Below are 23,006 nucleotides of genomic sequence, written 5' to 3'. Positions count from 1 at the left end.
TATGATAAATATCATACTTTTTTATCAATAAAAAATTATTTTTGTGTTTGAAGTAAAGGTAAAAAAATAGTTATAAAATGGAAGTAGTGTATATTACAATAGGCGTAAGTATTATTGTAGCCGTTTTGTTTTTTATTGCATTTATTAAATCAGTTAAATCTGGGCAATATGAAGATACATATACACCTTCAGTGCGTATGTTATTTGATGATGAGCTAGTTACAGAAAAAGAAGGCAAAAAAGAAAAAGAGAAAAAATTCAAGAATAAATCAACTAAATAATAATTAACAATTAATCAAACAAGTATGGAAAAAGAACAGTTTTATTATGATAATAAAATCGTAAAAATGTTTCTTTGGGCTACAATTCTATGGGGAGTTGTTGGAATGTTAGTAGGGCTTTTAGTAGCGCTACTTTTTATTTACCCAGGGTATTTAGAATTTGCAGGATCTGATAACGCCATTTCGTGGTTAAGTTTTGGTCGTTTGCGCCCACTTCATACCAATGCAGTAATTTTTGCTTTTGTAGGTAATGGTATCTTTTTGGGAATTTATTATTCAACTCAAAGATTATTGAAAGCAAGAATGTTTAATGATGTTTTAAGTAGAATTCATTTTTGGGGATGGCAAGCTATTATAGTAGCTGCTGCAATTACATTGCCTTTGGGTTTTAACTCATCCAAAGAATATGCTGAATTAGAATGGCCAATTGATATTGCAGTTGTTTTAATTTGGGTTGTATTTGGTATTAATTTAATTGGAACTATCTTAAAAAGAAGACAGCGTCATATATATGTTGCAATATGGTTTTATATAGCTACATTGATAACAATTGCTGTTCTCTACATATTTAATAATTTAGAAATGCCTGTATCGGCTTTTAAAAGTTACTCGGTATACTCAGGAGTACAAGATGCATTGGTACAGTGGTGGTATGGTCATAATGCAGTTGCATTTTTCTTAACAACACCTGTTCTTGGTTTAATGTATTATTTTGTTCCTAAAGTTGCGAATAGACCTGTTTACTCATATAGATTATCTATTATTCACTTTTGGACATTAATATTCTTATACATTTGGGCCGGTCCTCACCATTTATTATATACTGCTTTGCCAGAATGGGCACAAAATTTAGGGACAGTATTTTCAATTATGCTAATTTTTCCATCTTGGGGTGGTATGATTAACGGTTTATTAACACTTCGTGGAGCGTGGGATAAAGTTAGAGAGAATCCAGTATTAAAATTCTTTGTAGTTGCAATTACAGGTTACGGTATGGCAACTTTTGAAGGTCCAATGCTTTCATTTAAAAATTTAAATGCAATTGGTCATTATACAGACTGGATTGTTGGTCACGTTCATATTGGTGCTTTAGCTTGGAATGGATTTATGATTGCAGGTATTGTGTATTGGTTAGCAGAAAAACTTTGGAAAACACCATTATATTCTAAAAAACTAGCAAATACTCACTTTTGGCTAGGAACTTTAGGAATTCTTTTTTATGCAATTCCTTTATATGTAGCGGGGTTTACACAAGCATTTATGTGGAAACAATTTAATCCTGATGGTACTCTAGTTTATGGAAACTTTTTAGAAACTGTTACTGAAGTATTACCTATGTACGCTATGCGCGCAATAGGAGGTACTTTGTATTTAACAGGATTTATTTTATTAGCTATAAATGTTATAAAAACAGCAAAAGCAGGTTCAACAGTTGAAGATGAATTAGCAGAAGCAGTGCCATTGAAAAAAATTAGTGGACAAAGAATTGCCGGTGAAGGATGGCATACTTGGTTAGAAAGAAGAACTATTTTATTTACAGTTTTAACAACAGTTGCAGTTTTAATTGGTGGTTTGGTTGAAATAGTGCCTTTAATTTTAGTAAAATCTAATGTTACAAAAATTGAAAGTGTTAAACCTTATACTCCATTAGAATTAGAAGGTAGAGATATTTATATTAGAGAAGGTTGTAATAATTGTCATTCACAAATGATTCGACCTTTCCGTTCAGAAGTAGAACGTTATGGTGAATATTCTAAAGCAGGTGAGTTCGTTTATGATTTTCCATTCCTATGGGGATCACGTAGAACAGGACCAGATGTACATAGAATTGGAGGTAAATATAACGACAACTGGCATTTTAACCATATGTTAGATCCTCGATCTACATCACCAGGTTCAATTATGCCTCGTTATTCTTGGTTAATTAGAAATGATATGAATGCTTCGAATCTTGAAAGTAAAATGAGTGCTTTAGTTAAATTAGGCGTTCCTTATAGTGATGAAGAGATTACAGGAGCAAAGCAAGCATTATTAACTCAAGCTAAAGAAATAGAGAATAGTTTAAGACAAGATCCTGAATTTGTAACAAACTACGGATCTAGTAATATTCAAAATAAGGAAATTGTAGCTTTAATAGCTTATTTACAACGTTTAGGAACTGATATTAAAGGAAATAAAAATACAGCACTAAAATAATATTAAATGTTAAAATTTATTAAACATAATTTATCAGGTATTGATGGAGTTGAAATTTATCCAATAATTTCATTATTACTCTTCTTTGTAGTTTTTATAACAATGATAATATTTGTTATAAAATTGCCAAAAAGTAAAATTGATATTGTAAGTCAATTACCTTTAGATAACGATAATAACAGTAAAGAAATTACTCATGAATAAAAATTCAGAAAATATATCAGGTTGGAAAAGATTTATGAAATCTTTGACCAAAGCTCATGAATTAGGGACAGAAGAAGATATAATGTTAGACCATGATTATGATGGTATTAAAGAATTAGACAATGTATTACCACCTTGGTGGTTGTATGGTTTTTATATAACTATTATAATTAGTATATTTTATTACTTTCAAGTATTTTATAATTCTGAAGAGTATAGTCAGGCAGAAGAATATGCTGCTGAAGTAGCACAAGGTAAAGCAGAGGTTGAGGCTTATAAGGCTGCTAATCCAGAACTTTTTAATACAGATAATATTGTTGCTTTTAATGATGAAGAAAACTTAGCAAAAGGAAAAGAGTTGTTTACAACTAAAACTTGTTTTGCGTGTCATTTAAATGATTTAGGTGGTAGTATTGGACCTAATTTAACTGATAATAGTTGGATTTTAGGTGGAGACGTAAAAGCTCTGTTTAACACTATTACAAATGGAGGTAGACCTGGAAAAGGTATGATTGCTTGGGAAAGTACAATTACTAGAGAAGAAAGAATTCAATTGGCTAGTTATATTATTTCAATGCAAGGTACTTCACCTGCCAATCCAAAAACTGCTGAAGGAGATATTATTTTTCCAGTAGAAGAAGTTGAAGTTGTAGAAGAGGTAATAGAAGAATAAAAATAATAAAGTGCGTAAAAAACATAGTACTTTAATTAGTGCTATGTTTTTGTTTTTATAGTAAAACTAGCTTAGCTGTTTTATGATTTTTGTCACTTTTGTGTCTTTAAAGTTCTTTAATTAAGCATAAATTTGCTTGAAAAAAATACATTTTTAATCCATTATGAATTCAGAAAATAAAGAAATCTTTAGAGACACAATTGCAACAATTGATGATAGTGGTAATCGTAATTTTATATTTCCAAAAAAACCAAAAGGGAGATTTTATAATTATAGAACTATTGTAAGTTGGGTCTTATTAGCAATTATGGTAGCCTCTCCATTTATTAAAATAAAAGGTAATCAGTTTTTATTATTTAATGTTATAGAACGGAAATTTCATATTTTCGGATTTCCATTTTGGCCACAAGATTTTCATTTATTGGTAATTTCATTATTAGTAAGTGTTGTATTTATTATTTTATTTACAGTGATTTTTGGTCGAATTTTTTGTGGTTGGATGTGCCCTCAAACTATTTTTATGGAAATGGTTTTTAGAAAAGTTGAATACTTAATTGAAGGTGATAGGCCCAAACAAATAAAACTTGATAAACAAGATTGGAATGCTGAAAAAATCAGAAAGCGTTTATTAAAATGGATAACTTTCTTTATTATTTCATTTGTTATTTCTAATGTATTTTTAGCATACATAATTGGTTCCGACCAAGTTTTAAGTTATATAACAGACGGCCCTTTTGAACATTTAAATACACTTATTTATTTGCTTGTATTCACAGCTGTATTTTATTTTATATTTGCTTGGTTTAGAGAACAAGTATGTATTATTGTGTGCCCATATGGAAGGTTGCAAGGGGTTCTTTTAGATAATAAGTCTATTAATGTTGCTTATGATTTTGTAAGAGGTGAAGGTGATAATGGAAGAAAGAAATTACGAAAGGATGAAAATAGAGATGATTTAGGACATGGAGATTGTATAGATTGTAAACAGTGTGTACAAGTTTGTCCAACAGGAATTGACATTAGAAATGGTACACAATTAGAATGTATTAACTGTACAGCTTGTATTGATGCTTGTGATGAAATAATGGATAAAACAGGTTTTGATAGAGGTTTAATTAGATATGCTTCTGAAGATGATATTGAGAAAAAAGAAAAATTCAAATTTAATGCACGTTTAATTGCGTACTCAGCAATATTAACAATTTTGGTTGTTGTTCTTACAACAATGTTATTTTTAAGAACTGATTTGGAAGCAACAATACTTAGGTTACCAGGACAAACATTTCAATCAACTGAAACTACTGTAAAAAATGTGTATACCGTTAAGTTTATCAATAAAACTACTGAAGATATTGAGAATGTTGAAATAAAATTAATTTCACACAATGGAAGTATAGAAATGATTGGAGGAATTATGAATATTGAAAAACAAGGATTAAAAGAAGGAACTCTATTTATTGAAATTAACAAAATTGATTTGAGTTCATCAAAAGAAAAATTAAAAATTGGAATTTATTCTAACGGAAAATTAATTGAAAAAACTTCAACTAATTTTTCAGGACCTATAAAAATTAATTAAATGAAGTTTAAAATTAGTTGGCCTGCGGGTATTGTAATTGCATTAGCATCATTTATGATTTTTATACTATCATTTTTGTATAAGGCAGTTTTTATGCCAGAATATGGACATAACTTGGTTTCAGAAGATTATTATAAAGATGAATTAAATTATCAACAAGAAATTGATAAATTGAATAATGCGGCTGAATTAAAGCAAAATATTATATGGAAAAAGGTGGATTTAGGTTTATTAATTAGTTTTCCTTCAGAGTTTGAAGCTTCAAAAATTAAAGGAACTATAGCTTTTCAAAGATTATCTAATGATAAAATAGATTTTCTATTACCTATTGAATTAGTGACAAATGATTTGCTTATTCCTAATGAAAAGTTAGTTGAAGGACGGTGGAATGTTAAAATTGAATGGACTGTAAATAATAATAACACTTATTTATTTAAGGAAAAAATAATGTATTAATATGCTTTGGACTGCACTTGTTTTAGGCTTAGCAGGGAGTTTTCACTGTATTGGTATGTGTGGACCAATAGCTTTTGTATTACCTATTGATAGATCTTCAAAAATGAAAGTGTTTTTTCAAACATTTTTATATCATATTGGAAGGTTAATTAGTTATTCTTTAATTGGATTGCTGTTTGGATTTATTGGTAAAGGATTGTATTTAGCTGGTTTTCAGCAACGTTTATCAGTTTTAATGGGGGTTTTTATGATTGTTACTATTATTATTCCAATTTCTTTATTTAACAAATACAACTTTTCAAAACCACTTTATAAAATTATTAGTAAAGTAAAATCAAAACTCGGTTTTTATTTAAGTAAAAAGTCGAATAAGGCTTTATTTTTAATTGGGTTTTTCAATGGTTTTTTACCTTGTGGTTTGGTATACATGGCATTAATAGGCTCAGTTTCAACTGGGAACTCGTTTCAAGGGGCGTTATACATGGCAATATTTGGTTTAGGGACAATACCAATGATGAGTGCTGCAATACTATTAGGTAATTTTGTAAGCGTATCATTTCGAACAAAAATTCAAAAAGTAATACCAGTTTTTGTAGTGATTATAGGAATATTATTTATTTTGCGAGGATTAGGATTGGGAATTCCTTATATTTCACCTTCCGATGCTAAATTGCAACTCTCTAATAATCCAACGGAGTGTATAACTGTTGAAAATGATGATTAATAATGAAAGAAAAACAAAAATTAACTCTTAAAGATTTTGAAAAAGCATCTTCAAATAATGAACTTTTACAAATAATTAAGCAAAAGAAAATTTCAATTGATAAAGTAAATAAAAAATTATTTTATGAAGAGGAATTACGTCGTTTACAGATTGAATTAGTGAAGCTACAGCGTTGGGTATCTAAAAACAGAAAACGAGTTGTTATCCTTTTTGAAGGACGCGATGCTGCAGGTAAAGGAGGCACTATACGTAGATTTACAGAACATCTAAACCCGCGGTCAATGCGTGTGGTGGCGTTAGCTAAACCAACAGAAGTTGAGCAAGGACAATGGTATTTTAGACGCTACATTCGTAGATTGCCTAACCCAGGGGAAATAGTGTTTTTTGATAGAAGCTGGTATAATAGAGCTGTTGTTGAACCTGTTATGGGCTTTTGCTCAGAGGAACAATATCAAAAATTTATTGTACAAGTACCTGAATTTGAGCATATGTTGTATGAAGATGGAACAATTATTATTAAATTCTGGTTTTCTATTTTAAAAGAAGAGCAATTATCGAGGTTTAAATCTAGAATATCAACTCCATTAAAACGTTGGAAATTTAGCCCTGTTGACCAAAAAGGACAGGAACTTTGGGATAAATACACACACTATAGAGAACAAATGTTTAGTAAAACACATACAAGTTATAGTCCATGGATAACTGTGAAAGCTAACGATAAAGAAATTGCAAGATTAGAGAGTATAAGATATGTTTTATCGCAATTTGAATATGATGGAAAAGATGAGGCTTTAACAACTTTATTGCCTGATCCGAATGTTGTAATGAGATATTATAGATCGTCTAAAAGATTAAATTAAGATGGAGGAAAATGGATTTAAATTAACTGATGATGATGTTGCTATTCTAAATACAAATAAAGGGTTAAAAGCTTTGTTAGCAAAAGAACCATATAATTTAGAAAAAGCGGTTAGATATGTTAAATATGAAAAAAAATTAAAAAAGCTACAAGTTGAATTGATAAGATTACAATTTTGGGCAATTGAAAAAAATGAACGAATTATTGTGATTTTTGAAGGTCGTGATGCTGCTGGAAAAGGTGGTGCTATTAGACGAGCAACTGAACATATGAATCCTCGTCATCTACGCATTATCGCATTGCCAAAACCAACTGAAGATGAAAAAACACAATGGTATTTTCAGCGGTATGTTAGGCAATTTCCAAAAGCGGGGGAAATAGTTTTTTTTGACCGTAGTTGGTATAATAGAGCTGTTGTTGAACCAGTAAACGGGTTTTGCACAAAAGAAGAACACGAAATATTCATGAGTCAAGTGAATGATTTTGAACGTATGATTACTGAATCGGGGATACGTTTAGTTAAAATGTATATGTCAATCTCTAAAAAGGAACAAGTCAAACGTTTTGAGGATATTAAAAGCAATCCATTGAAACAATGGAAAATGACTGCAGTTGATGAAAAAGCTCAAGAATTATGGAATGTTTATACAGAATATAAAAATAAAATGTTTGAAAAAACAAAGGAAGGAAATATCCCATGGAAAATTATTAGAGCAAATAAAAAAACATCAGCTAGGGTAGTTGCTATTAATCATATATTAAATAGTATTCCTTATGATAAAAATAAGGAAGTCTAAAAAGTAAAAGAAATAGGGTTTAATTTTAAAATTAAACCCTATTTCTTTTAAGCTTAAATCTTAAATTCCTGTTTTAATTCCTCAGTTAATACATCTTTATGTACCATAACCGAAATGGTTTTAAGTTTAAAAAAAGCTTTACTCATATATACGTATCCTCTATTACCAATACGATCACCAGTACTTCCCCATGAATTCTTTACTTTATAATATTCAGTGTCGTTTTGGTCTTTAACTAAACCTACAATATGCATTAAATGGTCGTCTGTAGTATTGTAATTTTCAAATTCTTGTTGCCTTAATTCTGGTGTAATGTCATTTTCTTCAACAATATAGGTTAATGATTTTTCATTATTATCCACATTTTTAGGAATGATGGCAACACCAAATTTTTGTGAAAATGTTTTTTCAGAAACATCACAATCTAATGCTAACGAATAGCCTTTTTTTAGGGCATTATCAACTTCAGAAACTAATTGTTCTAATTTAATATTGTAAAAAGTTCCATTTGAAAAATTATCAGGAATGTTTAAAACAAATTTAGTGTAATATGGTTGATGAATAAATGACGTTAGTGTAATATAATCTGAAGCATTTACTTTGGTCATTTCTAAAAATGATGTTGGTGTGTAAAAAGTATCATTGTACATAAAATTTTCTGATACTTTTCCTAAATGCACATCTAAAATTGAATCTACAGCAATTCTCCAGTTTGGGTACTCAGATTTTTTATCATTTTTAATATAAGCATCTAATACTTTTTGAAGTTCAGGTACAATTTGTGCGTGATTGTGTTTTGTAGCTTCACCTTGCAACCCAGAATAGGCGCTATCAGGAACCAATCCGTTTTTTTGAATAGAATTCATAACATCATGTGCCAAACCACCTTCACTAAATTGAATTTTTCCTTGACGCATTACATAATTCCAGGCTTTAGCAGTATAAGTGTTTCGTACAGTATACATTTCAGAAATATCAATCAATTCACCAGAATTTCTATAAATTTCCGATTCTAAAAATGATGAAGCTGAAAAACTCCAGCATGTTCCTGTATTTCCTTGACTTTTAACAGCTGATGCTTCAATATCAATAATAGGTGTAAAATTGTATTTTTCATCGTTTGGAATGTTAACTTTTACAAAGCTATCTTCTTGTGCGAAGAGTGAAATTGCAATCGCAAAAAAAGCGATTGATAGTATTGTTTTTTTCATTGTTTATTTAATTTTCAATTGTTGGATCAATATAAGTTCCATCTCTTTTATTTAGAACTCTTTCAATATTTTCGTAATATCCATCAGCATTTGGATCGCCTTCTGGTAATTTCATATAACCATTTTTATAATATCTTAATGCTAATTTTAGTTTGTTTCCTGTTTCATAAAAACGGCCAATATAATAATCTCCAATTGGAGATTCTTTATATAATTTATTAATCATTTCACCAAAATTCAGTAAATAATCTCCATTTTCTTTATCTAAAATGATTGATTCAATAGCAAAAATATCTTGTTCTCTAATTTTTAAATTGCTACCAAACAAGTATTCAATTTCTACATATTTATTTTCTAAATAAGCAATTGCATCAGGTGGTGATAAATGCTTAATATTTGTATCAAATTCTTCTTTTGAAATAGCTGAATACATTTCAAAAATAAAAGCCAACGCACTTGGAATTGCTTGTCCAATAGATGCTGTTTTAGAGCTATTATCAAAAGAATCAAATTTGTATTTAAGTTTTGGATTATTGATTGTACTTAATAAAGTGTTTACTGTATTTATGGAGTTTTTCCATTTGTCTAAATTGTATTTAGTATTGCTTAAATAATAATAAATATTTTCACCATTTAAAGACGTTATTTTAGTTTGAAGCATTGTTGGCATATCCAATGCATAATATGGATTTATGTTAATGAATGCATTAAAAGCTGGGTAATCTTCAACTAAAAAGTAATTTGTGAAGTTTGCGGTTAATGTATTACCAACAATACTTTTAAAAGGTGAGATTCTATAATTTTCTTCAAAATATTGAAATAATTCACTTCTAATAAATCTATAAAATTTTTCACCTTGCTGTGTAGGGTAACTATTTTCTTCTAAATATGAACAATCTTCGTAACGTTCATTTCTATAGTTTTGGTTAATACCTACAATAATTTGTTCAGGTGCTTCTTCATTATTAGCAAAGAGTATCGCGTTTCCTACATATACATCAAATAAATATTCAGAATCGAGCACTATAGTTAGCGGATACATTTTTGTAGCATCTGTTTCATAGCTTGGCGGGATGTATATTTTTAAAAAACGTTCATTGTTTAGTTCCGTTGAGTTAAACTTTTTTACTTGTATGTTTTGAGAAAACATACAAGTTGAAATTAGTAACGTGAACATTAAAATGTGAAAGTGTTTCATGTCTTATTTTTTTAAATATTTTTATTAAAATCCAAAACCTAAACCAAACCTAACATAAGGGCCATCTTTGGCATTAAATACGGATAAGTTTAAATTAATCATTTCGGCACCTACTAACCAAAATCCAGCACCGTACGATGTTTTCCAATCTTTTGAATTTTCATTTTCTAACCAAATTCTTCCGTAATCAAAACCTCCAAATAAACCTATTTGAAGAGGTAATAAGTTGGTTTTAACTTTTTTTAAGTTAAAGCGTATATCAGTGTTTTGGTAAAATGATTTGTTACCAGAAAAACGTTGATTTCTATATCCTCGTAACCCGTCATAACCACCAATGCTTGCTGCATTATAGAACTCAAAATTATCACCAATTATTATATTACTTTTAAATTTTGTTGCAAAAACAATTTTTCCGTTTGATGTAATTTTGTGATTAATACTTAACGATGGTACAATGTAGGCGTGATTTTCTTTTTGATTATCAATATTACTTTTCCAACCAGTTTCAATTGAAAAACTCATTCCAGTTGTAGGAAATGCTTTAGTATCATAGTTATCATATGAATACGAAGTTTTAGCTCCTATATATGTTTTCCTTTTATCTAATATGTAATTAATAGTATTAATATATCTATTTGCTGTTTTTTCAACTTCAATACTCTCAAATATTCCACCAATTTTAAATTTTGCTCCCATGCGTCCGTTCCATATTAATGATGGGTCTGCAGCATACGTACTTAAACGAACTCTATTATAATCTTCATCAAATTCGTCTTCATAATTTATAGTTTCATTACCTTGTCCAAAATAATTTATAGTATAATTAGGGCTTGTATATTCAGTTTCTATTAAAAAATTCCAATTATTAAAAATAGAAGCAAATTCAGCATTGTATTTTAAATCAAAACCTTTGTTTGCAAAAAAGTAAGCTGCATTTAAAGTGTGTTGCTGCGTAAATGGATTCCTTTCAAAACCATATATCGTAAAAACATTATTAATTCCAATTTTAAATCCATCATCTGGATTAGATCCTATTGCTGGGATTAATTGATTTTGGCTGTACTTCAATTTTTTATAATTGTATGAGTTTGCATCATAATTATTAAATAGTTTTTGTTTGCCTTTGGTGGTTTTGAAAGTATTTTTTTTTGTTTTATAATCGTACAAGGTAACTTTTTTTCCATTCTCAATATTATATGTATCATTGTTTTGTCCTCCAATAATACGTATAGGAATTATAATATTTTTTACACCAGTTACATTAAAAACATCTTTATCATCTAAGCCATACACCCATATTTCTTTGGTTTCGTTTTTAGAATAGCTATTCTCAAATATTTGGCTTCCTTTTTCACCATTTTTAATATTGAAAACTTTTATTAAAGTTTTTCCACCTTGTAATCGCTCAATATCAAACCAATTATCTTTATCAGTTCCTTTTATAACAGCATATTTTGATAAATGCTGCTGATATACTTTAGCAATTTTTTGTAAGTTTTTAAGGCGACCTTTTAATTTTAATTTAATATCCGAAATAGTTTTATCTTTTACTTCATCAGGCATTTCATTAAAAGCGTTTTCAATATCTTCATCAGTAATATTATCTTGAAGATATTGTACTTGTTCTTTCCAATTTTTATATGTTGATATATTAATAAGAGCTTTGTCTAATGGGTAAGGCTCTAAATTAAACCACTTAACACTTCTCATTTCATCATCATACACTTGCATTAATTTTAATGTTGGAATTGCACGTGTTAAAAAGCCTAAAATAAACCCATCGTATTTTGAAAATGCCTGATCTCTGTCTCTTGGAACAGGTTTATAAATAGTTTTTTCACCATCTTTAAATTCAGCCCAGCGCCATTGGTCTTCGTGTCTATCCCAATCACCAATTAGCATATCAAACAAACGGGCTCTTATATAGCTTTCTTCATCTAGAGAATTATCATCAGATTTTCGTAAGTTTTTTAATAAATCTGAAGTACTAATCAACTTGTTTGAATATCCAAAACTTTCTAAATTACCATGGCCTGATGCTGCACGTTCTTCTATCATATATAATTCATCTCCATAATCAGTATTAAAGTCAAGTAACGCATTTTGTTTTGGAATGTAATACAATGTAGGGTTTGTGTGATAAATGTTAGCGGCATCAGCTAATTTCCCAATTGTAAATGGTGCATAAGGATGTGCGGTTGTATAAATATCTAACAATAAATTTTCAGTAAGTGTATTGTCAAATTGCCCTTCAATATATTGGTTTTTAAAAGCAACAGCTTGTAAATATTGAGTAGCACTTTTACGTAAAGCCCTCATAACATATTCTTTTCCGTTTTTATCTTCTAATCGAAGAGAACGGGATTGGTTTCCTCCACCTTTTCTAACAGGTGTTAACCCACCAAATAAAGTATCTAAAAGAACTGTTGGTGCTAAAATTTTTGTACCGTAATACTTTCTATAGTGTTTGCCCCATAAGCTTTTATAAAATTCCCCCTTTGAAACCTCTTTTTCTTCATAAATTGAAGCAGAAACAACTTTAGGGAAATTTGATGAGAAATTAATTTTGTGTTTACTTATGTCTGCTGGTTTAATTTCAGTTTTAAAAAGTAGTTTTTGTTTCCCCTCTTCTTCAGTATAATAATCAACCCAGGAAGAGCCATTTTTGTATACTGTTAATTTTGCATATCCTAAACCTCCAAATGAAAAATGGCCACCATTTATATTTCTTGTAGCCGAAGTTTTTGAGCCAGAACCACTAATTATTTGTGGAATATTATCTTTAAAAATGTATTGCAAATTATGGTCATGACCAGAAACAAAAATAATATTTTTATTTTTTTGAGATAGCGTAACCAATCTATTTTTAAGTTCTCTATATAAAGGATTCATCATGTCCTGTGGTGAAGCACCACTTGTTTTTCGTAATAAATTGGCTAGAGAGCCCAATAATGGTAAAGGAATTTTATTGTTTATTGGGTATAGTTGTTGTTTAAGCGAGTATTGCCCATTATGGGAGCCATTACTAAACATTGGATGGTGAATTGCAACTAGCGTTGTTTTATCTTCATTTTTTTTGATTAGACTTTCAAATTCACTAAAAAAATGTTTTCGTGTTTTAATTTCACAATCATCATTCATAGTTGGGTTGTTATCCCAGTTTTCTAAATACCATTGTGAATCAATAATAATTAAAACAATATTTTCTGAAATATTCACTTTTTCAATGGCACAACCATTTTTGGGTAAAAAAGTATTTTTATTTTGAAGTTTTTTAGTAATATATTTTTCTTGACGTGCAAGACCTTCAATTCCGTTGCTGTAATAATCATGGTTACCAGGAATAAAAATGGTTTGCCCTTTATAGTTTTCAACCAATTTTAATTGTGCATTTAATCGATGTTCAGCTAAATCACGCTCTGAATCTTCTTTTTTTGGTAATCCTTTTTCATAAATGTTATCACCCAAAAATAAAACAGTCGATTTTTTGGAAGCAGTAACTAATTCTTCTTTTAATAAATTAAAATGTAATAAATCTTTATTTAAGGCAGCATTACCGGCATCACCAATAAAATAAAATGAGTGCTCAATTTCAGAATCATCTGTTAATGTATCAATTTCAGTTTTCCAATTATCGTTTGTATACTGAGCATTATAAGTAGCGCAGCTCGATACTAGAAAACTAATAGTTAAAAAATATAATAGATGTTTAAAATACGTTTGCATTTATATCCTAATTTTGAAAGTCTAAAAGTACATAATTTTATGTATTTTTGGGGAATACTTAATATTTTGACATGTTAGAATCCGATTTTTTTAAGGAAATAAAAAGTTATGTTTTTCAATTAACTAAAAACCAACTTTCATCGCAGGTAGTTTATCATAATTTTAATCATACCGTAAATGTTGTAAATGCTGTAAATGAAATTGCATTGGCCGAAAATGTTACAGAAGAAGATTTAGAAATTTTGTTAATAACTGCTTGGTTTCATGATACAGGATTTATTAATTCTTTTGAAAAGCATGAAGAAAAAAGTAAAAAAATTGCCAAGGATTATTTGGAGGCTATTAATTTTTCTGAAGAAAAAATAAATAAAGTATTAAGCTGTATTGATGCAACCAAAATGCCTCAAAATCCAAAGAACAAATTAGAAGAAATTATTTGTGATGCCGATTTGTACCATTTAGGAACTGATACTTTTTTTGAAAAGGCAAATTTACTTCGATCAGAATGGGAATTGTTATGTAATAAGCATTTAACTGATATTGAATGGTTTACTGAAAATGAACAATTTTTAAGTAACCACAAGTATTTTACAAATTATGCTTTTAACAAACTAAATTCAAATAAAACTGCGAATTGGTTAAAGGTTAAAAAAGATTTGAAAAAAACGATTGCTAAAAGTGAAGATTCAAATATTAAATCCAACTCTAAAAAAGAGTTATTAAAACTTAAAAAAGATAAAATTGAACGACCAGAAAGAGGAATAGAAACACTGTTTCGGGTAACGCTTAAAAATCATATTAAATTAAGTGATATTGCAGATACAAAAGCAAATATTTTGCTTTCTGTTAGTGCAATTATTCTTTCAATAGCACTGTCTACATTGTTTCCTAAATTGGATAAAGCAGATAATTATTATCTTATTTATCCTACTATGTTATTTTTATTTGTTTCGGTTGTAACCATGATATTTTCAATATTATCAACCCGTCCAAAAGTAACCTCTGGTACTTTTACAAAAAAAGATGTTGAAGATAGAAAAGTGAATTTATTATTTTTTGGAAATTTCCATAAAATGCCTTTAGAGGATTTTCAAGTTGGAATGACGGAATTGATGAACGACAGAGATTATTTATACAAATCTTTAATGAAAGATTTGTATTTTTTAGGTATTGTACTTGATAAAAAATACAGGTTGTTAAGAATAGCTTATAATATTTTTATGATAGGAATTATTGCTTCTGTAATTACTTTTATTATAGCTTTCCAACTAATGAAAAACTCTTAATTTTAAGAAATTGTAAATTAATTTAAAGTTTCATCTTTTATAACATTCATTAAATCATTAAGTGTTATTGTATCTTCTGAAGTGTTATTATAATTAACGGAAACTCTTAGTGCTTTTAACCCAAATACACCTTGTAAATCTTTTAATTCAACATTTTCAATGGTAGGTAGTAATTGTTTTTTTGATTGAAGATGTTTAATGTATTTTATATATTCATCAGCATCACTTTTTTGACTGTAAACAATGGCTATTTTCCCCGGTTGAGTTAACCTTTCAGTAGTGTTTTTTATAAGAGCTTTATCAATACGTTTTTTAATAATTTCATACCTAATATTATAAGCGCCATCAACATCAAATTTCTTTTCATCCATTCTAAATTTAATAGCTAAAGGAGTACTATGTACTAATATTAGCGATGCTATTTCTAAAGGATGCTCTAAGGAATCTTTTAAGTTATGAGCAATATTTTCTACTTCACACATTAATTGTAATTGCCAAAGCCTAAGGTTGTGCAAATACATTTCATTATAAACGGAGTTTTGTACTAAAGACTGTCCAATGTACATGTTATAGTCTATACCATCTGTTTTGTAACGCTCAAAATAATGTGGAAACATTTTTTGAGCTTCTACCTGTTTACTATCGATAAATTTAGCAAGTTCATCATTTAAAATAGTGACACTTTCCTCATATTTTTTCCTCTTATCATAAACAACTTGAAGTTGTGGGTCAATTTGTTTCGTGTAATTATCTACTTCTTCTTTTAAACTTTTATCTAAAGTTTTTAAATGGTTAAATACAGGGTAAATTTCTTTTTTTAAGAAATCAGTTAGAGATACTTCATCTCCAGAGTTTAGCCCTTTTTTTATGTTAACTAAGCATTCCTCAATTCTAAATAATAAGTCACTATAAATTGGAAGATTAAATAAAGCAGCTGCTCTTTCAATTACAATTGAAGCAAGTTTAAGTTGTTTAATTAAATCTGCCTGAATTGCATTATTTCTAGCGGTTGAAGAACCTTTAATATCACTTTGACCATATAAAGGAATAACATTTTCAAAAACGATACTTTTTAAATTTGTTGAAGTTTTATTCCCAGCCTTTAAGTTAAAAAGATAATTTTCAGCTTGTTCATAAAATTTCCACTTAACAGTAGGGTGTAAAGAAGTGTAATTTTCTTGAATAACAGATTCTAGAGAGTTTTCAAACTCTTCCATATATCGTTTAACTGCAATTTTAAATACAGGAACAACATCTTCAAGTTTGTAGGCATTTATAGAGTTTAGTTCATATTTTTTTGTTGAAACTAATTCTAAAACACCCAATAAACCTTCTTTTAATTGTAATGGAACTAAAATTACACTTAATATATTTTGACTTTTTAAAACTTTGTAAAATCCATTGTAGTCAGTATTTCTACCATATTTTTCAATATCTGAAATTGCTAATAGTTCATTATTTTTAAAAACTTTATTAATAATTCCTCCACAGAAAAAATCCTTACATTCTTTGGTTGAGCAATCATCTAATTGAATAAAACTTTGCTCTTTTTTATAGTTTTTAAATTGTAATCCATCATTATTTGAATTATAAGTGGAAAATCCAATTTTTATAGTGTTTGAACTATATAAATTAGAGATGCTATTTTCTAATTCAGAAAAACCATGTTGATCTTTTTTAAGTAGGTTTTCTCTAAGATTAGATAATGATTGATCTGAAGTTACATCAAATAAATTCACAATACCAAACCCTTTAAATTCATAGCTGTTAGGTGGGAATTTCTCTCTCCAAACATCAATATTATTAAAGTTATCTAATAAGATTTTTACATCTTCATCTGTAATAAGTTTTGTGTCTTTTAAAGGTTTTACTTTAAAAAAATCACCATTAAATAATGTTCTGTAATGTTTAGTGATACCCGTTTTTAGGTTTGGTATATCATAAAAAAATGGTCTTCCAAAATCTATCTTCACATTATAGTGGTATGCTAATATAAATGTACAAGCAAGTATATAAATGTTAGATTCTTCAAAATTGCGCAATTTTAATTCAAAGTCATCTCCAGCATCATCCAGTATTTGTTGAAACCGTTTTGAAAGTTTAAAAGTTGTAAACTCAAAAGGTATGCTTGCTGCCTTTATTTCATTGCTTTGTAATAGATCAGGGAATAAAATATCTAATAATTTACCAATTTCTTTTCGGTATATATCTAAGTAGCTAAAATCTTCAAAACCTTCTCTTAATATGGTAAGATCTTTATATTCTTCTAATAGTTGAGTAGCGGAAGAGTGTAAATAATTATTTTTGTCTTTTGCTGTTTCTTCAAGATATTCAAATATAGCTTCAAAACTAATTTTTTGCTTTAAAGGTAAATCTGTAGTTTTAGTATAATTTGAAGGAATTATTTTCATCTGTAATATTTTAAATCGATGTATAGTAAGCTTCGTCGCTAAATATATGGCAAAATTACAATTTTATTTACTAAGGTAATTCTTTTCATTTTAAAAAATAACATTCATAATCTTTTAAATTATTAATTTTTTAAACCATTAAAATAATTTATTTTTACGCATAAATTTATCAAAAATGAAAGAAATAAATTGGGTAACGGTAAAAGAATTTGAAGATATCACCTATAAAAAATGTAATGGAGTTGCTCGTATAGCTTTTAATAGGCCTGACGTTAGAAATGCTTTCAGACCAAAAACTACGAAAGAATTGTATGATGCTTTTTATGATGCTCAAGAAGATACTTCAATAGGTGTTGTGTTACTTTCTGCTGAAGGACCTTCAACTAAAGATGGGGTTTATTCGTTTTGTAGTGGTGGAGATCAAAAAGCACGAGGTCATCAAGGTTATGTAGGTGAAGATGGCTATCATCGTTTAAATATATTGGAAGTTCAACGTTTAATTCGTTTTATGCCAAAACCAGTAATTGCTGTGGTTCCAGGTTGGGCTGTTGGTGGCGGACATAGTTTGCATGTAGTTTGTGATTTATCTTTAGCAAGTAAAGAGCATGCAATTTTTAAACAAACTGATGCCGATGTTACAAGTTTTGATGGAGGTTACGGTTCTGCATATTTGGCAAAAATGGTTGGTCAAAAAAAGGCTCGCGAAATATTTTTCTTAGGAAGAAATTATTCAGCTCAAGAAGCTTATGAAATGGGAATGGTAAATGCAGTAATTCCTCACGATGAATTAGAAAATACAGCTTATGAATGGGCTCAGGAAATATTGGCAAAATCTCCAACTTCAATTAGAATGCTGAAATTTGCTATGAATTTAACTGATGATGGTATGGTAGGGCAACAGGTTTTTGCAGGTGAAGCAACGCGTTTGGCTTATATGACAGATGAAGCAAAAGAAGGAAGAAATGCCTTTTTGGAAAAGCGTGCACCTAATTTTGAGAAAAAATGGATTCCATAAATAATTGACAATTAATAAAGAAATTTATGAAAATAATTTGCATTGGACGTAATTACGCAAAGCACATTGAAGAATTAGCAAATGAAAAACCAGAAAATCCGGTAATATTTTTAAAACCAGATTCTTCAATTTTGGCTAAAAATCAGCCTTTTTTTATTCCGCCTTTTTCTAATGATATTCATTATGAAGTTGAAATATTAGTAAAAATAAATAAAGTTGGAAAATATATTGATGAAAAATTTGCCAATAAATATTACGATGAAATTGGTTTAGGAATCGATTTTACTGCGCGTGATATACAAGATAAATGTAAAGAGAAAGGTTTGCCTTGGGAAAAAGCCAAAGCTTTTGATGGAAGTGCTGTTATTGGTGAATTTATACCAAAAGAAAATTTGGAAGATTTAACCAACTTAAAGTTTTCGCTTCATAAAAATGATATGTTAGTACAAGAAGGAAATACAAATGCAATGCTTTGGAAAATAGATGAACTTATTGCTTATGTTTCTCAATTTTTCACATTAAAAAAAGGCGACATTATTTTTACTGGAACTCCTGCGGGTGTTGGTAGAGTGGTTGAAAATGATATTCTTGTTGGGGCAATCAAAGAACAAGAAATGTTTTCAATAAAAATTAAATAAATATTAAAACGTAAACAAAATAGTTTCTAAAGGTTTAATTTCTTTGTGTCTATGTTGTTTTAAAATTTCAAAGCCGTAATGTGTATTTACAAGTTTTTTAAAGTCATATTTTAATCTAGGAAATTCTCTCAGTAATTTATCAAAATTTTTAGTAGCTGATTTTTGCATAAAATAATGTAAAATTTCAGTGTAAGATTTTGTTAACGGAAGATTAAATTTATCGCTATTTAAAACTTTGATAAAAAATTGTTCTTTTATTTTACAATTTTTCAGGGTAGCAATTTTTAAACCATATTTGTTTATTAAAATCCATGACAATCTTAATTGTGTTTCATGGTTGAACAATTCTGCACTTAAAGTACAGTTTTCAACTTTTTCAAGTAATTCGTTGTCGCTTAATTCATTAGTAGTTAACATAGCAGTAGGGTTTTTATAATTCTTCCTATTAGATAGATGCAATTTTATATCAAAGGTTGCTTTTAAATTAGTGTTTTTCTGATATTATTAAGTATAAATGTAAATAAATTAAGAATTACTTTTTTTAGTACAATTATAGCTTCTTTATGAGGGAATGAAATTATTCTATTAAAGTTAATTAATTGTGGTGTTTATCTCTCAAAATTTATGAATTTTAACGTTATAAATTACTGTTAAACTAAATCTTATTAAAAAAAACGTTATATTTTTACTTTTTAATTTTTGATGATAAGATGCAAGCAGAAATAATCACAATAGGAGAAGAAATTTTAATTGGACAAATATTAGATTCAAATTCTAAATGGATTGCAGAACAGTTAAATACAATTGGAATTTCAGTATATCAGATTACTTCTATTCAAGATGATAAACAACATATTTTAAAGGCTGTAAAAGAAGCGCAACTTAATTGTGATATTGTTATTGTTACAGGTGGGTTAGGGCCAACAAAAGATGATATAACAAAATTGGCTTTGGTAGAATATTTTAATGATACCTTGATTTTGAATGAAGAAATTGTTGAGCAGATTAAAGAAATGTTTGCAAAAATGAAATATCCCTTTACGGAAGTCAATAAACATCAAGCATTGGTTCCATCTAAATGTATTCCTTTAAAAAACGAATTAGGAACTGCTCCTGGAATGTGGTTTGAAAACAATGCTAAAATCGTGGTGTCATTGCCTGGAGTTCCAAATGAAATGAAAGGGTTAATGCAAAATAGTGTATTACCTAAATTAACAGCTGCATTTAAATTGCCCTATATATTTCATAAAACAATATTAACTTATGGAATGGGTGAAAGTATGGTTGCCGAACGGATTGAGCATTGGGAAGATAATTTACCCACTTATATAAAATTGGCTTATTTACCATCATACGGAAAACTACGTTTACGATTAACAGCTAAAGGAATAGATGAACAATTACTAAAGGAAGAGATCAATAATGAAGTTGATAAGTTGTTTAAGTTAATTCCAGATATTATTGTTGGTTTTGAGGAAAATGAAACAATTGAAGCTGTTTTAGGTAAATTGTTAACTGATAAAAAACAGACATTAGCAACTGCTGAAAGTTGTACTGGAGGTTCAATTGCTAAAAAAATTACTTCAATAGCAGGTTCTTCAAGTTATTTTGTAGGTTCAATTGTTGCATATCACCCATCAATAAAAATACAAGAATTAAATGTTGATGAAGAATTAATAACAAAATATTCAGTAGTAAGCGCACAAGTTGCTGAAGCTATGGCAAAGGGAATTCAGCAAAAATTCAATACAACTTATGCAATAGCAACTACTGGAAATGCAGGGCCTACGGCAGATAAGACAGACAAAACAGTTGGTACGGTCTTTATTGCAATTGCAACTCCAACCACCATTTTTTCGGAAGAATTTTTCTTTGGGAAGCCTCGTGAGAAAGTAATTGAAAGGGCATCTAATAAAGCATTAGAATTGCTAAGAAAAGAAATTTTAAAAAACAAGTAAAATAAGTTTGTGTATATTGTTTTAAAATTTTAATTTTGCATCTCGTTTTGAGAATATACTAAAAAGGTACAAGAGATATGTCAAGAGTTTGTGAACTTACTGGAAAAAAAGCAATGGTTGGGAATAATGTTTCTCACGCATTAAATAGAACTAAAAGAAAATTTGACGTTAATTTAATTAAAAAACGTTTTTATATTCCTGAAGAAGATAAATGGCTAACGTTAAAAGTAGCTGCGTCAGCTTTAAAGAATATTAATAAATTAGGAATTTCAGCTGTTATAAAAGACGCAAGAGAAAAAGGTTTCTTAAAAAAATAATTATAGTACGAAATGGCAAAGACTAAAGGAAATAGAATCCAAGTAATTTTAGAATGCACAGAGCATAAAGGTACAGGTTTACCAGGTACTTCTAGATATATTACTACGAAGAATAAAAAAAATACTCCTGATAGAATGGAAATTAAAAAATTCAACCCTATCTTGAAGAAAATGACTGTTCATAAAGAAATTAAATAATATAGGATCATGGCAAAGAAATCAGTAGCATCATTACAGACTGGATCAAAAAGATTAACTAAAGCTATTAAAATGGTAAAATCTCCAAAATCTGGAGCTTATACTTTTGCTGAAGCTATTATGGATCCTGCAAACGTAAAAGATTTTTTGAGCAAGAAATAATACTTGTTCATAAATATATATAAAAGCTACTTTCATAAATGAGAGTAGCTTTTTCTTTTTATATTTACATTGTAAATTTTTACAAAATGAGTTTATTTAAAAAAATATTTTCGAAAGAAAAAAAAGAAACTTTAGATAAAGGTTTGGAAAAAAGTAAAACTTCATTTTTTTCTAAATTATCTAAAGCAGTTGCTGGTAAAACAAAGGTAGATGACGATGTGTTAGACAACCTAGAAGAGATATTGATTTCTTCTGATGTTGGTGTAAAAACAACGCTTAAAATTATTGAGAGAATTGAAGCAAGAGTTTCTGAAGATAAATATTTAGGAACCGATGAGTTAAATAAAATTCTTCGTGAAGAAATTGCTGGTTTATTGGCAGAAACAAATGTGGGTAATGAAACCGATTTTAGTATTCCATTAAATAAAAAACCTTACGTAATTATGGTGGTTGGTGTTAATGGAGTTGGAAAAACTACTACTATTGGTAAACTAGCGTCACAATTTAAAAGGTCAGGGAAAAAAGTAGTACTTGGTGCAGCTGATACATTTAGAGCTGCTGCCATTGATCAATTGCAGATTTGGGCAGATAGAGTTGGAGTTTCATTGGTTAGACAAGAAATGGGGAGTGATCCAGCATCTGTTGCATTTGACACTTTAAAATCTGCAGTTTCTCAAAATGCTGATGTAGTTATTATTGATACAGCAGGAAGGCTTCATAATAAGGTTAATTTAATGAATGAATTAACCAAAATAAAGCGTGTAATGCAAAAGGTAGTTGAAGATGCACCACATGAAGTATTATTAGTTTTAGATGGATCAACTGGTCAAAATGCTTTTGAGCAAGCAACACAATTTACATTAGCAACTGAAGTTACTTCTTTGGCAATCACTAAATTAGATGGTACAGCAAAAGGTGGAGTGGTAATTGGTATTTCAGATCAATTCCAAATACCGGTTAAATACATTGGTGTTGGTGAAGGAATTGACGATTTACAAGTTTTTAATAAAATTGAATTTGTAGATAGCTTTTTTAAATAGAAAAATATATAATCAACAAAATAGGAAGACCTCTTGATGTAGTAAACATTAAGAGGTCTTTTGTATTATATTTTATA

Annotated in this window: 22 protein-coding genes; 17 read left to right on the top strand and 5 right to left on the bottom strand. The window is 28.8% G+C overall.

Annotated elements, in window-relative coordinates:
• Positions 1 to 77: 77 nt before the first annotated feature.
• From ccoS to ppk2 (Q0352_RS08805), 9 genes are all read left to right on the top strand, one after another.
• Positions 78 to 281, top strand: a complete 204-nt coding sequence (gene ccoS, locus Q0352_RS08845) for a cbb3-type cytochrome oxidase assembly protein CcoS (RefSeq protein ID WP_299526785.1) — start codon at positions 78 to 80, stop codon at positions 279 to 281.
• Between the two features lie 24 nt (positions 282 to 305).
• Positions 306 to 2,477, top strand: a complete 2,172-nt coding sequence (gene ccoN, locus Q0352_RS08840) for a cytochrome-c oxidase, cbb3-type subunit I (RefSeq protein WP_299526783.1) — start codon at positions 306 to 308, stop codon at positions 2,475 to 2,477.
• 6 nt (positions 2,478 to 2,483) lie between these two features.
• Complete coding sequence (locus tag Q0352_RS08835) at positions 2,484 to 2,681, top strand: CcoQ/FixQ family Cbb3-type cytochrome c oxidase assembly chaperone (RefSeq protein WP_299526781.1); 198 nt, start codon at positions 2,484 to 2,486, stop codon at positions 2,679 to 2,681.
• Positions 2,674 to 3,354, top strand: a complete 681-nt coding sequence (locus Q0352_RS08830; RefSeq protein WP_299526779.1) for a cbb3-type cytochrome c oxidase N-terminal domain-containing protein — start codon at positions 2,674 to 2,676, stop codon at positions 3,352 to 3,354. Before Q0352_RS08835 ends, Q0352_RS08830 begins: the two co-directional genes overlap by 8 nt.
• Before the next feature lie 163 nt (positions 3,355 to 3,517).
• Positions 3,518 to 4,933 (top strand): cytochrome c oxidase accessory protein CcoG, encoded by a 1,416-nt coding sequence (ccoG, locus tag Q0352_RS08825; RefSeq protein ID WP_299526777.1) that lies wholly within the window; start codon positions 3,518 to 3,520, stop codon positions 4,931 to 4,933.
• Positions 4,934 to 5,389 (top strand): FixH family protein, encoded by a 456-nt coding sequence (locus Q0352_RS08820; RefSeq protein ID WP_299526775.1) that lies wholly within the window; start codon positions 4,934 to 4,936, stop codon positions 5,387 to 5,389.
• A gap of 1 nt (position 5,390) precedes the next feature.
• Positions 5,391 to 6,113: a sulfite exporter TauE/SafE family protein gene (locus tag Q0352_RS08815; protein ID WP_299526773.1), complete on the top strand. Its 723-nt coding sequence runs from the start codon at positions 5,391 to 5,393 to the stop codon at positions 6,111 to 6,113.
• 2 nt (positions 6,114 to 6,115) lie between these two features.
• Positions 6,116 to 6,973, top strand: a complete 858-nt coding sequence (gene ppk2, locus Q0352_RS08810) for a polyphosphate kinase 2 (RefSeq protein WP_299526771.1) — start codon at positions 6,116 to 6,118, stop codon at positions 6,971 to 6,973.
• A gap of 1 nt (position 6,974) precedes the next feature.
• Positions 6,975 to 7,769 (top strand): polyphosphate kinase 2, encoded by a 795-nt coding sequence (gene ppk2, locus Q0352_RS08805; protein WP_299526769.1) that lies wholly within the window; start codon positions 6,975 to 6,977, stop codon positions 7,767 to 7,769.
• A 53-nt stretch (positions 7,770 to 7,822) separates the two neighbouring features.
• Here ppk2 (Q0352_RS08805) and Q0352_RS08800 read toward each other — a convergent pair whose 3' ends face one another.
• Genes Q0352_RS08800 through Q0352_RS08790 form a run of 3 tightly spaced genes read right to left on the bottom strand, consistent with a single transcriptional unit; the run spans position 7,823 to position 13,904 of the window.
• Entirely contained in the window at positions 7,823 to 8,980 is a 1,158-nt protein-coding gene (locus Q0352_RS08800; protein ID WP_299526767.1) for a C1 family peptidase, read from the bottom strand.
• 7 nt (positions 8,981 to 8,987) lie between these two features.
• Entirely contained in the window at positions 8,988 to 10,178 is a 1,191-nt protein-coding gene (locus tag Q0352_RS08795) for an alpha/beta hydrolase-fold protein (protein ID WP_299526765.1), read from the bottom strand.
• A gap of 24 nt (positions 10,179 to 10,202) precedes the next feature.
• Positions 10,203 to 13,904, bottom strand: a complete 3,702-nt coding sequence (locus tag Q0352_RS08790; RefSeq protein WP_299526763.1) for a metallophosphoesterase — start codon at positions 13,902 to 13,904, stop codon at positions 10,203 to 10,205.
• Positions 13,905 to 13,975: 71 nt separating this feature from the next.
• Between Q0352_RS08790 and Q0352_RS08785 the strand changes: the two genes are divergently transcribed.
• Positions 13,976 to 15,190: a Pycsar system effector family protein gene (locus Q0352_RS08785; protein WP_299526760.1), complete on the top strand. Its 1,215-nt coding sequence runs from the start codon at positions 13,976 to 13,978 to the stop codon at positions 15,188 to 15,190.
• Between the two features lie 17 nt (positions 15,191 to 15,207).
• Here the strand turns inward: Q0352_RS08785 and Q0352_RS08780 are convergent, their stop codons facing one another.
• Complete coding sequence (locus tag Q0352_RS08780; protein ID WP_299526758.1) at positions 15,208 to 17,601, bottom strand: GAF domain-containing protein; 2,394 nt, start codon at positions 17,599 to 17,601, stop codon at positions 15,208 to 15,210.
• Between the two features lie 175 nt (positions 17,602 to 17,776).
• Between Q0352_RS08780 and Q0352_RS08775 the strand changes: the two genes are divergently transcribed.
• Both Q0352_RS08775 and Q0352_RS08770 read left to right on the top strand, forming a co-directional pair.
• The gene (locus Q0352_RS08775) at positions 17,777 to 18,616 is read left to right on the top strand and encodes a 1,4-dihydroxy-2-naphthoyl-CoA synthase (protein WP_299526756.1); all 840 of its coding nucleotides are present in this window, start codon (positions 17,777 to 17,779) and stop codon (positions 18,614 to 18,616) included.
• 26 nt (positions 18,617 to 18,642) lie between these two features.
• Entirely contained in the window at positions 18,643 to 19,254 is a 612-nt protein-coding gene (locus tag Q0352_RS08770) for a fumarylacetoacetate hydrolase family protein (protein ID WP_299526754.1), read from the top strand.
• Positions 19,255 to 19,257: 3 nt separating this feature from the next.
• Here Q0352_RS08770 and Q0352_RS08765 read toward each other — a convergent pair whose 3' ends face one another.
• Positions 19,258 to 19,671 (bottom strand): hypothetical protein, encoded by a 414-nt coding sequence (locus Q0352_RS08765; protein ID WP_299526752.1) that lies wholly within the window; start codon positions 19,669 to 19,671, stop codon positions 19,258 to 19,260.
• A 293-nt stretch (positions 19,672 to 19,964) separates the two neighbouring features.
• Here Q0352_RS08765 and Q0352_RS08760 point away from each other — a divergent pair, with 293 nt between their 5' ends.
• The 5 genes from Q0352_RS08760 to ftsY all read left to right on the top strand — a co-directional run bounded on the left by Q0352_RS08760 (position 19,965) and on the right by ftsY (position 22,929).
• Positions 19,965 to 21,212, top strand: coding sequence for a competence/damage-inducible protein A (locus Q0352_RS08760; RefSeq protein ID WP_299526750.1), 1,248 nt, complete (start codon positions 19,965 to 19,967; stop codon positions 21,210 to 21,212).
• A 77-nt stretch (positions 21,213 to 21,289) separates the two neighbouring features.
• On the top strand, positions 21,290 to 21,529 hold the full coding sequence (gene rpmB / locus Q0352_RS08755; protein WP_299526748.1) for a 50S ribosomal protein L28: 240 nt from the start codon (positions 21,290 to 21,292) through the stop codon (positions 21,527 to 21,529).
• Positions 21,530 to 21,541: 12 nt separating this feature from the next.
• Positions 21,542 to 21,727, top strand: coding sequence for a 50S ribosomal protein L33 (gene rpmG, locus Q0352_RS08750; RefSeq protein WP_299526746.1), 186 nt, complete (start codon positions 21,542 to 21,544; stop codon positions 21,725 to 21,727).
• Positions 21,728 to 21,736: 9 nt separating this feature from the next.
• A complete protein-coding gene (locus Q0352_RS08745) occupies positions 21,737 to 21,889 on the top strand; it encodes a DUF4295 domain-containing protein (protein WP_299526744.1) in 153 nt (50 codons plus the stop codon).
• Between the two features lie 86 nt (positions 21,890 to 21,975).
• A complete protein-coding gene (gene ftsY / locus Q0352_RS08740; protein ID WP_299526742.1) occupies positions 21,976 to 22,929 on the top strand; it encodes a signal recognition particle-docking protein FtsY in 954 nt (317 codons plus the stop codon).
• The last annotated feature ends 77 nt before the right edge of the window (positions 22,930 to 23,006 follow it).

This window comes from uncultured Lutibacter sp., assembly GCF_937891065.1.
Lineage (GTDB): Bacteria > Bacteroidota > Bacteroidia > Flavobacteriales > Flavobacteriaceae > Lutibacter.
Note: the sequence above shows the minus strand (reverse complement) of the source record. Positions and strands in the feature narration are given on the sequence as shown.